This is a genomic window from Pseudoxanthomonas composti, from assembly GCF_004122095.1.
Lineage (GTDB): Bacteria > Pseudomonadota > Gammaproteobacteria > Xanthomonadales > Xanthomonadaceae > Pseudoxanthomonas_A > Pseudoxanthomonas_A composti.
On sequence record NZ_SAWZ01000002.1, the window covers coordinates 594,638 to 607,585 of the forward strand.

The 12,948-nt window shown below is 66.0% G+C and carries 12 protein-coding genes and 4 tRNA genes; 7 read left to right on the forward strand and 9 right to left on the reverse strand.

Annotation, left to right across the window (positions count from 1 at the left end):
• The 3 genes from EPA99_RS18810 to EPA99_RS05835 all read right to left on the reverse strand — a co-directional run.
• A partial coding sequence (locus EPA99_RS18810) for a hypothetical protein (RefSeq protein WP_206733698.1) occupies positions 1–241 on the reverse strand: 241 nt, incomplete at its 3' end.
• Positions 238–2,079: a copper resistance system multicopper oxidase gene (locus EPA99_RS05830; RefSeq protein ID WP_129470246.1), complete on the reverse strand. Its 1,842-nt coding sequence runs from the start codon at positions 2,077–2,079 to the stop codon at positions 238–240. The genes EPA99_RS05830 and EPA99_RS18810, both read right to left, overlap by 4 nt.
• Positions 2,080–2,178: 99 nt before the next feature.
• Positions 2,179–2,586: a CopL family metal-binding regulatory protein gene (locus tag EPA99_RS05835; RefSeq protein WP_129470247.1), complete on the reverse strand. Its 408-nt coding sequence runs from the start codon at positions 2,584–2,586 to the stop codon at positions 2,179–2,181.
• 156 nt (positions 2,587–2,742) lie between these two features.
• On the opposite strand from EPA99_RS05835, the gene EPA99_RS05840 reads away from it, so the two are divergent.
• The 4 genes from EPA99_RS05840 to EPA99_RS05855 all read left to right on the forward strand — a co-directional run bounded on the left by EPA99_RS05840 (position 2,743) and on the right by EPA99_RS05855 (position 3,205).
• Positions 2,743–2,818 (forward strand) — tRNA-Ala (locus tag EPA99_RS05840).
• 52 nt (positions 2,819–2,870) lie between these two features.
• Positions 2,871–2,946 (forward strand) — tRNA-Glu (locus tag EPA99_RS05845).
• Between the two features lie 55 nt (positions 2,947–3,001).
• Positions 3,002–3,077, forward strand: a tRNA-Ala gene (locus EPA99_RS05850).
• Positions 3,078–3,129: 52 nt separating this feature from the next.
• Positions 3,130–3,205 (forward strand) — tRNA-Glu (locus tag EPA99_RS05855).
• Between the two features lie 391 nt (positions 3,206–3,596).
• On the opposite strand, the gene EPA99_RS05860 is transcribed toward EPA99_RS05855, so the two are convergent.
• On the reverse strand, positions 3,597–4,088 hold the full coding sequence (locus EPA99_RS05860) for a hypothetical protein (RefSeq protein WP_129470248.1): 492 nt from the start codon (positions 4,086–4,088) through the stop codon (positions 3,597–3,599).
• 288 nt (positions 4,089–4,376) lie between these two features.
• Here EPA99_RS05860 and EPA99_RS05865 point away from each other — a divergent pair, with 288 nt between their 5' ends.
• Positions 4,377–4,853, forward strand: a complete 477-nt coding sequence (locus EPA99_RS05865) for a hypothetical protein (RefSeq protein WP_129470249.1) — start codon at positions 4,377–4,379, stop codon at positions 4,851–4,853.
• Here EPA99_RS05865 and EPA99_RS05870 read toward each other — a convergent pair.
• On the reverse strand, positions 4,844–5,323 hold the full coding sequence (locus EPA99_RS05870) for a DUF1249 domain-containing protein (protein WP_129470250.1): 480 nt from the start codon (positions 5,321–5,323) through the stop codon (positions 4,844–4,846). The two genes, EPA99_RS05865 and EPA99_RS05870, sit on opposite strands and share 10 nt — an antisense overlap.
• 127 nt (positions 5,324–5,450) lie before the next feature.
• Positions 5,451–6,275, reverse strand: coding sequence for a posphoenolpyruvate synthetase regulatory kinase/phosphorylase PpsR (ppsR, locus tag EPA99_RS05875; protein ID WP_129470251.1), 825 nt, complete (start codon positions 6,273–6,275; stop codon positions 5,451–5,453).
• 162 nt (positions 6,276–6,437) lie between these two features.
• Between ppsR and ppsA the strand changes: the two genes are divergently transcribed.
• Positions 6,438–8,813: a phosphoenolpyruvate synthase gene (gene ppsA / locus EPA99_RS05880; RefSeq protein ID WP_129470252.1), complete on the forward strand. Its 2,376-nt coding sequence runs from the start codon at positions 6,438–6,440 to the stop codon at positions 8,811–8,813.
• A complete protein-coding gene (locus tag EPA99_RS05885; RefSeq protein WP_206733700.1) occupies positions 8,810–9,796 on the forward strand; it encodes a mechanosensitive ion channel family protein in 987 nt (328 codons plus the stop codon). The genes ppsA and EPA99_RS05885 overlap by 4 nt, the downstream gene beginning before the upstream one ends.
• Positions 9,797–10,650: 854 nt before the next feature.
• On the opposite strand, the gene orn is transcribed toward EPA99_RS05885, so the two are convergent.
• The 3 genes from orn to EPA99_RS05900 form a co-directional block, all read right to left on the reverse strand.
• Entirely contained in the window at positions 10,651–11,217 is a 567-nt protein-coding gene (orn, locus tag EPA99_RS05890; protein ID WP_129470253.1) for an oligoribonuclease, read from the reverse strand.
• A gap of 264 nt (positions 11,218–11,481) precedes the next feature.
• Positions 11,482–11,991 (reverse strand): tRNA adenosine(34) deaminase TadA, encoded by a 510-nt coding sequence (gene tadA, locus EPA99_RS05895; RefSeq protein ID WP_425479165.1) that lies wholly within the window; start codon positions 11,989–11,991, stop codon positions 11,482–11,484.
• An 11-nt stretch (positions 11,992–12,002) separates the two neighbouring features.
• The gene (locus tag EPA99_RS05900; protein ID WP_129470254.1) at positions 12,003–12,890 is read right to left on the reverse strand and encodes a LysR family transcriptional regulator; all 888 of its coding nucleotides are present in this window, start codon (positions 12,888–12,890) and stop codon (positions 12,003–12,005) included.
• Positions 12,891–12,948: the final 58 nt, after the last annotated feature.

Below are 12,948 nucleotides of genomic sequence, written 5' to 3' on the forward strand. Positions count from 1 at the left end.
GGTCATGGCCCGTGCGTTGCACGGGCGCATGCGCCTGCCGACGGTGTGTCTCCGTGCCGGCCGGGTTCGCGGCGGCCGCCTGATCGTCGGGCCCGTCAGCCAGCGCATGCCCGTCAGCGTGCTGCGCAGACCCAGGCGTTTCATCGCGGCTAACGCCGTGCCCATGCCCATCCTGGGCACCAGCGAAGCCTGGCAGCAGCGCGCTCAGCAGCGCAGCGGACAGGCGGGTCGGAATGCTCATTCGACCACCTGCACCTGCCGCATCATCCCGGCCTCCATGTGGTACAGCAGGTGGCAGTGGTAGGCCCAGCTGCCCAATGCATCGGCGCGCACGCGGTAGCTGCGGCGCGTACCCGGCGGCATGTCCACGGTGTGCTTGCGCACCATGAACTCGCCCTGCGCGTCCTCCAGGTCGCTCCACATCCCGTGCAGGTGGATCGGGTGGGTCATCATGGTGTCGTTGACCAGCACGATGCGCAGGCGCTCGCCATAGTTGAGGCGCAGCGGCTTGGCATCGTCGAACTTCAGGCCGTCGAAGCTCCAGGCGAACTTTTCCATGTGCCCGGTCAGATGCAGCTCGATCTCACGCCCCGGCTCGCGCCCGTCCGGGTCCTCGAACAGGCTGCGCAGGCGCGCGTAGCTGAGCACATCGCGTCCGTTTCCGCGCAAGCCGATGCCGGGGTCGTCCAGTTTCGGCGTGGGCGACATCGTCTGCATGTCCACCAGCGGATTGCCCCGCTCGCTTTCCGGATGCGTCTGCATGCCCTGCGACGTGGAGCCCATGGCCTGGTGGGCGCCATGCATCGCATGCGCATTCGCGGCCGCTGTCCCATCCGCCGACGCCGCGTCGCCATGTCCTATGCCCGCGTGCCCCATCTCGGCGTGATCCATGGCGCCATGCACCATTGCGCCATGGCCCATGTCGGCCATGCTCAGGATCGGCCGCGCATCCACGGCGGGAACCGGCGCGCGCAGCCCCTCGCGCGTGGCCAGCGTGCCGGCCACGTAACCGGTGCGCCCAAGGTCCTGCGCGAACACGGTAAAGGCGTCCTGCCCGCTCGGCGTCACGATCACATCGAAGGTCTCGGCCGTGGCGATGCGCAGCTCATCCACGGTGACCGGATGCACGTACTGACCGTCTGCGGCCACCACGGTCATCTTCAGGCCGGGAATACGCACGTCGAAGTGCGTCATCGACGAGCCGTTGATCAGCCGCAGACGCACCCGCTCGCCGTGCTTGAACAGCCCGGTCCAGTTGCCCAGCGTGGTCGTGCCATTGAGCAGGTAGGTGTAGGTGTTGCCGTTGACGTCGGACAGGTCGGTCGGGGTCATGCGCATCTGTCCCCAGGCTGCGCGGTCCTGCAGCGTGGCGCGCAGGCCACCGCGGCGCGCATCGCGAACGAAGTCGCCCACGGTGCGCTGCGCGTAGTTGTCGAAGTCGGACATCTTCTTCAGCCGCGCGAACAGCGCCGCCGGATCCAGGTCCGTCCAGTCGCTCAACAGCACCACGTAGTCGCGCTGGTAGGAGAACGGCTCCGGCTCGGCCGGGTCGATGATCAGCGGCCCATACAGCCCGGCCTGCTCCTGGAACCCGGAATGGCTGTGGTACCAGTAGGTCCCGCCCTGGCGGACGTCGAACCGGTACTGGTAGGTCTGGCCGGGCCCGATGCCATCGAAACTCAATCCCGGCACGCCGTCCATGTTGGCCGGCAGCACGATGCCGTGCCAGTGCAGCGAGGTGGTCGTGCCATGCACCGACCCAGGCGGCAGCGCATTGCTGACCCGCAGGTTCACCGTACTGCCCTCGCGCCAGCGCAGCAGCGGCGCAGGCAGGCTGCCATTGACGGTCACCGCCGTACGCGGCTTGCCAGTGAAGTCGACTGGCGATGTGCCGATCCGCAAATCGAACTCGGTGCCGGCCAGCACGCCTGGCGCGTGCGCGGTCGCCAGCGCCCAGCCATGCCGCGGCCAACCGCCCAATCCAGCCAGCACGCCGCCCGCGGCCAGGCCCTGCATGAAACGCCGCCGCGCGGCATGAACCGGCGCACCTTCGGCACGCCCAGTGAAAGGAAACGACATGACACCTCCATCGCAGACTGAAAGACATCCGCGCCCAGGCAACGGATGCTGGCCAGACACGGCCACGCCCCGGGCGATCAGGCGCCCGGCTTCAGTGCGTCATGCGATGGGAGGTCGAAGCGGCAGGCGCTGGGGTGCGGCGGCCAGACGATGCACCGTCGCGACCACGGCCGAGGGCGGCGGCGGCGAGACCGTCAGCCACCGCAGGCCTGGCATCAGCGCGCTGGCCTGGTGCAGGCAGTCGCAGCGGCAGGCGTCGCGGTCCTTGCAGCAGGTGTCGTCGCGGGAATGGTCCGCATCCGCATGGTCGGCTGACGCATGCGCCGCCTTGGTCCCAGCGGCCTTGTCGTGACACGCGGCCATGCCGGGTTGCGGCGCCGGGGACGACATCACTTTCGCCCCGTGTTCCATCGCCGCCATGCGCACGCCTGCCGCCGCGCCGGCCGCCCCGTTGAACACGAGCAGCACGCTGAGCAGGATCCGCAACAGGAACGAGGCAAGCGACATGGCGCTTACTGTAGCCCAGCGCCGAGCGCAGGTCAGGCCGCGACCGCCCCGCCTGCCCCATCCGGGCAGCTGCCTCGGCGGCATGCGAATAAAAGTTGCGGCGAACGCTTGCGCGCTCGTGAAGGCGTCGCTATCATTTCGCGCTCCCAAGACACCGGGGCCATAGCTCAGCTGGGAGAGCGCCTGCATGGCATGCAGGAGGTCGGCGGTTCGATCCCGCCTGGCTCCACCACGTTTCAAGGGACAGAAGATAGGCCCTTCTGTCTTGCTTCAAAGCTCAACGCGTCCCCATCGTCTAGAGGCCTAGGACATCACCCTTTCACGGTGGCGACCGGGGTTCGAATCCCCGTGGGGACGCCATTTCACGATGAGAGCGCAGCGAGACATCGCCGCGCTTTTTCTTCGAAGCAGTATCGGGGCCATAGCTCAGCTGGGAGAGCGCCTGCATGGCATGCAGGAGGTCGGCGGTTCGATCCCGCCTGGCTCCACCAAGTTCCAAAAGATGGAAGTTAGGCCCTTCCGTCTTGCGTCAACGCTCAACGCGTCCCCATCGTCTAGAGGCCTAGGACATCACCCTTTCACGGTGGCGACCGGGGTTCGAATCCCCGTGGGGACGCCAGCAACACAAAAAAGCCCGGCTCACGCCGGGCTTTTTCTTTGATCGCCTCCCAGTCAAGGCAGAGCGCGCCGCGCCGCCCCGACAGCGACCGTAGGGTGAATGGCGCCCTTCCATCCACCATCGCAAAGCCCGGACGGTGCGGGTGTGCGAGCACCTCACGCTCAACCGTCGCAGACGCCCCGGTGGACAAGCCTCGCGTTGTCCACCCGACGTAGGGTGGATGGCGCTCCTCCATCCACCATCGCGCGGCACGAACCATGCGGACCTGGCGGAGCCCTAAGCTCTGCCGCCGCGGACGCCTCGGTGGACAAGCTTCGCGTTGTCCACCCTACGTAGGGTGGATGGCGCTCCTCCATCCACCATCGCGCGGCACGAACCACGCGCACCTGCCCTACAAGCACTCCGTCGCTTCGGCATCGCTGAAGCGGCTGCAATCCCAGCGCCAGGTGCCGGCGCCGCGCATCGGGTCGACCCGGTAGGTCGCGACCAGGGCGCGCTCCTGCAGCTGGCTCAGCGGCAGCTGCGTGGGCACCATCGCCGGATCGGTCCAGAAGTTCACCTCACAGGGGCGCTGCTTCCCGCAGATGCGCTCGCCGGCGGCCTGGAATTCATCCATGTCACGCACGGTCTGCGACATGACCACGAAGTGGCTGCTGCCGATGGTGCCGGCGTCGCGCCAGTTCGGCCGCCCCTGGAAGGTTTCGGTGACCGGCGTCCCCGGCGGAGGCGCATCAGTGGTCAAGCCACCATCGCCACGGGTGACGAAGAACACCACACCGACGATCACCATGATGAAGACCACGATGATCAGCCAGCCGCTGTAGTCCTTGTAGGGCGCCTCGCCCATGCCAGGCGAGGCAGGCGCGTCCAGCGGACGGTCCACGTCCTGTCGCCTGGTGCCACAGTCCGGGCACGTGAATGCATGCTCTTCCATCCGCCCGTCGCATCGATTGCAAGGCACTGCAGACATGGTCTTTCTCCCCTGGGGACAGCTGCACGTTAGACCTGCCCGGTGCAAGGTTCACGTTGCAACGCAGCGCAGGCCTTCGACGCAGCTTCGAGGCAATCGGACACAGTTGTTAAAAGCAAATCAAAGCGATCAGCCCAATCATCACGCGGAAGCAACGCCGATTCACCAAAGTTAACAGGAGCCCCCAGCCTGAGCCTTTCCGTGACCCGAACCCCCAAGAGCCTGTTCGCCCAGCATGAGGCGGCCTTCACTTCCTGGGTCCGCCGGCACGGCCGCAGCCCGGATGAAGCGGTGGCGATGTTCATCGAACGCTCGCCCTACATGAAAGAGGTGCTGGCGCATCTGCCTACCGAGGAATCGGACCGCATTCTCGAGGCCACCCGCGAACATCTGCACCGCATCTCCGGCGAGCAGACCTTCAGGGCGCAGTTCCCCAACATCCACTACTGCCGCAATCGCCAGGGTCGAGAGCTGCGCTATACGATCACCCTGACCCTGGGCGAGAACGAGGCCAGCTGGATCGGTCGCGTCTGGGCCGACGACGAATACCTGGGTGAGGTGACCGGATCGGGTTCTGGCCCCAAGGCCAACTACCTCAACCTGGCACGCATGCACATCGAGTCGCAGATCGATTGCGAAGGCGCCATCGTACGGCGCCCGCTCCCCGACTACTGGTGAACCGTCGCCTCGCTGCGGCGTAACGTGGCCACGCCGTGCCCGGACTCAGCCAGGTACTCCAGCCACTTGCCGAGAAAGGTGTTCATGCGCATGCGGTGGCTGATCAGCTCCGCCGGTGGCGGGAACATGCCGATCACATCCTGCCAGCGCCGCCCCACATAGCAATGCGTGGCCTCGGCCTGGCGCGCGTCGCGGTAGACGCGCACAAAGGCGGACGGGTCGGACTCGCCGGTCACCGGGTCCTGCAGGTCGTAGGTCAACCGCAGTTCCACCGTGTACGGGTGCGTCTCGATGACTTCGATACGCAGGTCCAGGCCATCGCCGATGCTGGACGTGTACAGGCCGGGACGAAGATCGGCCGGCGCGAACAAGCGGGCCAGCCGCGTGTAATTCTCCGCGTACAGTCCCATCAGCCAGCCGAAGCGGCCGATGCGGGGGATGTTCGCGGAGCGAGCGAGCAGTTCTGCCATGCCTCGATCCTACACGCTGGAACCGGCGCGCGGCAGCATTGACGTCACCGCGGGGCCGGCATAGCGTGGGGATCTAGCCTGGCTGCCCTGTTGGGCCCTCACCTTTGGCTGCCCGACCTCCCGCGCGCTAGTACATCTCGCGCTGCAGGCCCAGGGTCGACATCACCTTGCTGGCGATTTCCTCGATGGAGGTGTGCGTGGTGCTCAGCGTGGGCAGGCGCTCCATCTGGAACATGGTCTCCGCCGCCGCCACCTCGCGCCTGCAGGTCTCCAGCATCGCATAGCGCGAATTGGGCCGGCGCTCCTGGCGGATCTGGCACAGGCGTTCGGGATCGATGGTCAGCCCGAAGAGCTTCTTGCGATAGGGCTTGAGACGTGGCGGTAGGCGATCGCTGTCAAGGTCCTCGTCGGTGAGCGGATAGTTCGCCGCGCGCACCCCATAGTGCAGGGCCAGGTAGACGCAGGTCGGCGTCTTGCCCGCGCGCGAGACCGCCACCAAGATCAGGTCGGCCTCGTCGTAGTTCACCGCGATGCCGTCGTCATGGGTCAGCGCGAAATTCATCGCGTTGATGCGCCGATGGTAGGCCTCGAAGTTCACCATGCCATGCGCCTGACCCACGCGCGACTGGCGCTGGGTGCCCAGCTCGGTCTCCATCGGGCTGATGAAGGGTGCGAACACGTCCAGCATCAGCGCGCCGCTCTGGGTCAGGATGGAAGCGATTTCAGGCTCCACGATCGAGTGGATCACGATGGGGCGCGCATCGTGCCGCAGGCCGGTGTCGCGGATCCTGTCGGCGGCGCTGAGCGCCTTGTCCACGTCGTCCACGAAGGGAATGCGATCGGTGATGAAGCTGTAGCCGGCGAACTGGGTCAACAGGCTGTGGCCGATGGTTTCCACGGTGATACCGGTTCCATCCGAAACATAGAACACCGGCCTGACTGCACTCGACATTACGTTCATCCTTCGCGCGGGACACTGATAAGACCAATATCGCACCATTGCTTGTGCAGCGCGATATCGGCCTGCATCATAAGCACACCACTTTCCCCCCAACGGACGCATGGCCCGCCGTTTTTTTCGCGCGGATTCCACGTCTTCCAAGGAGCTCAGCGTTTGAACGAGAACATCCTGTGGCTGCACGAGCTTCGGCTCACGGATCTGGCCCGCGTCGGCGGCAAAAACTCTTCCCTCGGCGAGATGATCGGCAATCTCGCGCAGCTTGGTGTTTCCGTTCCCGGCGGCTATGCAACCACCGCCGAGGCCTTCAAGGACTTCATTGCGCACAACGATCTGTCCAAGCGCATCTTCGACCGGCTGGAAACGCTGGACGTGGAAGACGTCGGCGCGCTGACCGCGGCGGGCAAGGAGATCCGCGGCTGGGTCATCGATGCCCCGCTGCAGCCGGAGTTGGACAAGGACATCCGCCAGGCTTACCGCAAGCTGTGCGACGAGAACGGCGGCGGCGAGATCGCCGTGGCCGTGCGTTCCTCGGCCACCGCGGAGGACTTGCCCGATGCATCCTTCGCCGGCCAGCAGGAGACCTTCCTCAACGTGACCGGCGCCGACGATGTGGTGCACAAGGTCAAGGAGGTGTTCGCCTCGCTCTACAACGACCGCGCCATCGCCTATCGCGTGCACCATGGCTTCAAGCACGAGGACGTGTTCCTGTCCGCCGGCGTGCAGCTGATGGTGCGCTCGGATGTCGGCGCTTCGGGTGTGCTGTTCACCCTGGACACCGAGTCGGGTTTCCGCGACGTGGTGTTCGTCACCTCCTCCTTCGGCCTGGGCGAGATGGTCGTGCAGGGCGCGGTGAACCCCGACGAGTTCTACGTCTACAAGCCCACCTTGAACGCCGGCAAGCCCGCGATCCTGCGCCGTTCGATCGGCAGCAAGCAGCTGCGCATGGTGTATTCGGACGTACCCGGCGAGCGGGTCAGGACCGAGGACACCCCGGCCGAGCTGCGCAGCACCTTCTCCATCAGCGACGAGGATGTACAGGAACTGTCGCGGCAGGCGCTGACCATCGAGAAGCACTACCAGCGGCCGATGGACATCGAGTGGGCCAAGGACGGCGTCAGCGGCAAGCTGTTCATCGTGCAGGCCCGCCCCGAAACGGTGAAGTCGCGCAGCCACGCCACCCAGATCGAGCGCTTCGCCCTGTCGTCCAAGGGCGCCAAGGTGCTGGCCGAAGGTCGCGCCGTGGGCGCCAAGATCGGCGCGGGCGTGGCCCGTGTCGTGCGTTCGCTGGAAGACATGGACCGGGTGCAGCCGGGCGATGTGCTGTTCGCCGACATGACCGACCCGGACTGGGAACCGGTGATGAAGCGCGCTTCGGCCATCGTCACCAACCGCGGTGGCCGCACCTGCCACGCCGCGATCATCGCGCGCGAGCTGGGCGTGCCGGCCGTGGTCGGCTCGGGCAACGCGACCGAGCTGGTGAAGGATGGCCAGGAAGTCACCGTCAGCTGCGCCGAGGGCGACACCGGCTTCATCTACGACGGCATCCTGGAGTTCGAGCGCACCACCACCGACCTGGGCAACATGCCGCCGGCGCCGCTGAAGATCATGATGAACGTGGCCAACCCCGAGCGCGCGTTCGACTTCGGCCAGCTGCCCAATGCCGGCATCGGCCTGGCGCGCCTGGAGATGATCATCGCCAGCCACATCGGCATCCATCCCAAGGCGCTGCTGGAATACGACAAGCAGGACGCGGCGACCAAGAAGAAGATCGACGCCAAGATCGCCGGCTACGGCGCGCCGGTGGACTTCTATGTCAACCGCCTCGCCGAAGGCATCGCCACGCTGACCGCTTCGGTGGCGCCGAACCCGGTGATCGTGCGCCTGTCGGACTTCAAGTCCAACGAGTACGCCAACCTCATCGGCGGCACCCGCTACGAGCCGGAAGAAGAGAACCCGATGATCGGCTTCCGCGGCGCCAGCCGTTATGTCGATGCCAGCTTCACCGATGCCTTCGCGCTGGAGTGCAAGGCGGTGCTGAAGGTGCGCAACGAGATGGGCCTGGAGAACCTGTGGGTGATGATCCCGTTCGTGCGCACCCTGGAGGAAGGCCGCAAGGTGGTCGAGGTTCTGGAGGCCAATGGCCTGAAACAGGGCGAGAACGGCCTGAAGATCATCATGATGTGCGAGGTGCCGTCCAACGCGCTGCTGGCCGACGAGTTCCTGGAGATCTTCGACGGCTTCTCGATCGGCTCCAACGACCTGACCCAGCTTTCACTCGGCCTGGACCGCGACTCGTCCATCGTCGCCCATCTGTTCGATGAGCGGAATCCTGCGGTGAAGAAGCTGCTGTCCATGGCCATCAAGGCCGCCCGCGCCAAGGGCAAGTATGTCGGCATCTGCGGCCAGGGCCCGTCCGACCATCCCGACCTGGCCGAGTGGCTGATGCAGGAAGGCATCGAGTCGGTGTCGCTGAATCCCGACACCGTGGTCGATACCTGGCTCGCGCTTGCCAAGACCAAGGCGGCATGATGGCGTTGGGCCTCAATGCCCTGCTGGTCGCCGCGGCCAACGCCGCGGCGCCGGCTGCGGCTGCACAGGCGCGGCCAGCGACGCATGCCGCGGTCGACTGGCGAGCCATTCCCTGGGGCGACTACCTGGTGAACTGGGCCGCGGCGCTGGTCATCGTGCTGGTGGGCATGTGGCTGGCCAAGCGCATCAGCCTGGGGCTGGAGCGCGCACTGACGCGTGCGCGCGTGGAGAGCACGCTCAGCAGTTTCCTGCGCAACGTCGCCTACGCCGCCCTGCTGGTCCTGGTGTTCGTATCGGCATTGACCAAGATCGGCGTTCCGGCCACCTCGGTGGCCACGGTGCTGGGCGCGGCCGGCCTGGCCGTTGGCCTTGCGCTGAAGGATTCGCTGTCCAACATCGCCTCCGGGGTGATGCTGATCATCCTGCGACCGATGCGCGATGGCGACCATGTCGTGGCCGGTGGCCAGGAGGGCATCGTCGATGAGATCCGCATCTTCCAGACCAGCATCCGCGCCTTCGACCAGCGGGTGATCACCCTGCCCAACAGCACGATCACCTCCGGGCCGATCATCAACTACTCCACCCTGCCGACCCGGCGGCTGGAGATCACCGTGGGCGTGGGCTACGACGACGACCTCAAGCAGGCGCAGGCGCTGTTGCTGGGCCTGGCTCAGCGCAATCCGCACCTGCTCAAGGAGCCGGCGCCGTTCGTGCAGGTCACCAACCTGAGCGAAAGCACGGTGGATCTGATGGTGTTCGCCTACGCGCTCAACGGCGAGTTCGGCAACGCCAAGAGCACGATGCTCGAGTCGATCCGCAACGAGCTGCTGGAGAAGGGGCTGTCCATCCCCTACCCGCAGCGTGACCTGCACGTGTATCACCACGACGCCGACGGACGTCCGCTGGCCGAGTTGCTGGCCAAGTCGGTGACCGACGACGGCGATGTCGGCCCGCCGGGTAAGCCTTTGGCCAAGGGCAACTGATTTGCGAAGCGTTATGCCTGGTGGAAAAGCAGGATAAGAGGCGACCGTAGAGCCGCCTTTTTTTCAGCTGCCTACCCGTTTCAAGGCTCCCAATCGCGCAGTTGTGTTCTGCAAGCGCAGCGGTCCACTGGGCGTTGGCTCGTTCTCGCTGAAAGCGGCAGGCCGCACCTCATCGAGCACGACTCAGTTTGCCGAAAGCGATAACCCTGTAGGAGCGGCTCCAGGTGGCCTAGGGCCATCAGCCGCGAAGAGGCTTCACCCGTAAAGCCCATTCGCGCCTGAAGCCGCTCCCATAGGCCCATGTTGCCTCCTCGCCACCATCGCCCGTTCGCTGCCGCAAGCGAGATGTCTGATGACTTTCGTTGCATGAGACATGGGAAACCGGGGTCAGAGTGCAGTTTCTCGGCCACTTCTGACTAAGGTCAGCGCACGCGCGGGCTCCAGCACGCCTTTGTCAATCGCGTTCCAACGTCAGAGGTGGCTACGCGTGAGCCGGCCTCCCGGGGCGGAAACTGCACTCTGACCCCGGTTTTCGCTTTGAGTTGGCTTTCGTGGAGAGGCTTCCTGCGAAGAGGCTTGCCGCGTAAATCCCATTCGGCTGAAGCGCCCCCACAGGACCATTCCGCCTTCTGCCTCATTGCAGCCATCACCGCCCGCCGGTCCGCTGTCGCAAGCGCGATGTCTGATGACTACGCCGCATAAGAAATAGGCATCAGATAGCGCACCGATGCATCACACCCGGCGTGGGGCCAGGACGATTGCCGAAGTGATGGAACAAGGCCGACGAGCACCAGGAGCATCAAGCCCCAGCGCGTGCCGGGAAACCTCGAAACCGCTCGCGCGGGCTCAGCGCCTCAGGCCGCAGGATCGGCCAGCGCGGCCATGTGCTTGCGGTAGTGCCGCAGCTCGGCGATCGAGTCGTGCACGTCGCTCAGCGCGGTGTGCGATGACTGCTTCTTGATGCCATCCAGCACCTGCGGCGCCCAGCGACGCGCCAGTTCCTTGAGCGTGCTGACATCCAGGTTGCGGTAGTGGAAGAAGCGCTCCAGCCGCGGCATCAGCCGGTGCAGGAAGCGACGGTCCTGGCAGATCGAATTGCCGCACATCGGCGAGGCGTTGGCCGGCAGCCATTGCAGCAGGAACTCCACGGTCCTGGCCTCGGCCTGGGCGATGGACACATCGCTAGCCACCACGCGGTCCCACAGGCCGGAACGACGATGCTGATTGCGGTTCCAGTCGTCCATCGCCTCCAGCGTCTCCAGCGAATGGGCGATGGCGCATTCGGGGCCCTCGGCCAGCACGTTGAGCTTGCAGTCGGTCACGACCGTGGCGATCTCGAGGATGGAATCGCGGTCGGTATCCAGACCCGTCATTTCCAGGTCGATCCAGATCAGGTGGCTGGCATTGGGATGGGCGCTCATGCGGCTCTTCTTCTGGTCTCGGTGACGATGGGCGCAGCATCATAGCTCACTGCAGCGAGCCGATCGGACGGGCACGCAGGCGCGCTGTCAGGGCCATGGGGAACTTTGAATGATCCTCAAAGCATCCCGTGAGGACGCGGCTGGAGGTCGCTTCGGGCCATTACCCGCGAAGTGGCTTGACCGGGAACGCCACCTCGCGGCTGAAGCGGCTCCCACAGGATGCGCGCGCGGCCAGATTGGCGAAGCGGATTCATCCGCTGTTGGCTACAGCAGCGGGCGTCCGCGCTTGGCGCGGAAGTAGTTGGTCAGGCGGCGACCGGCCTGCTCGCCCAGCACGCCGGCGGTGACCTGCACGCGATGGTTGTGCCGAGGGTCCTGCAGCAGATCGAACACGCTGCCGCAGGCGCCGGTCTTGGGATCGGCGGCGCCGTAGACTACGCGGGCGATACGCGCGTGCACCATGGCCATGGCGCACATCGCGCAGGGTTCGAGGGTGACGTAGAGCGTGCAGCCGACCAGACGATGGTTGGCCAGCGCCTGCCCGGCCGCGCGCATCGCCACGATTTCCGCGTGTGCGGTAGGGTCGTGGTCGCAGCGATTGCGGTTGACGCCTTCGGCCAGCAACTGCCCGTCGGCGCCGATCAGCACCGCCCCGACGGGAATCTCGTCCAGTGCCTGCGCGGCATGCTCGGCCAGGGCCATTGCGCGCGCCATCCACGCCTCGTCGCGCGAGGCGTGCTCGACCGGTTGCGCAGGCGCCTCGGGCAGGCTCACGGCAACGCCGCTCAGCGCTTGAGGTGCGGCATCTCGCTGGCGAGCTGGCGCCAGGCCTGGGCCGCGTGCGAGAGGAAGGCGCCCTTGCGCCAGATCAGCGCCATCTGCCAGTCCATGTCCGGCTCGTCCAGCAGCACGGTGGCCACGTCCTGGCGCGGGCGCTCCTGCGCCATCATCTGCGGCAGCATGGCCAGGCCCATGCCCGCGGCGACCAGGGCGACGATGAAATCGATCTGCCCGCTGCGCGCGGCCTCGGTCGGGGTGAAGCCGCGACGCTGGCAGCCATCGATGATGGTGCGATTGAGCGCAAAGCCCTTGTCGAACAGGATGAAGGGCGTGTCCTTGAGCGCTTCCAGCTTGACCTTGGCCAGCCGAGCAGCCGGGTGCTGCAGCGGCAGCAAGACCACCAGCGGCTCGCGGCGCACCGGTTGGGCCTCGAACGCCTCGGACACCGGCAGCAGGCTGCCGGCGATCTCGATCTCGCCCGCCATCAGGCTGTCTTCCAGGTTCTGGCTACCCTGCTCGAACAGACGGATGTCGATCTCCGGATACTTGGCGCGGTAGGCAGCGAACATCGGCGCGAACACCGTGTCGTTGCCCAGCGGCGGAATGCCCAGGCGCAGCTCGCCGCGACGCAGGCCACGCATCTCATCCAGCTCGGTCAGCAGGCTGTCGCGTTCGGCCAGCAGGGTCAGGGCGCGGCGATACACAACCTCGCCTGCCTGGGTCATGCGCACGCCTTGATTGGAGCGCTCCAGCAGGGGCAGCCCCAGCTCGTCTTCGAGCTGCTTGATGGCCTTGCTGACGGTCGGCTGGGTGGCGTAGAGGGTCTTGGCAGCCGCGGAGAAGCCGCCACGACGCACCACTTCGGCGTAGGCACGCAGGTTTCGCAACTCCATGGATTCCCCTCCGGAATCTGTACAAGTTGATGAATGCATTCTACTTATGCGGGTAGGC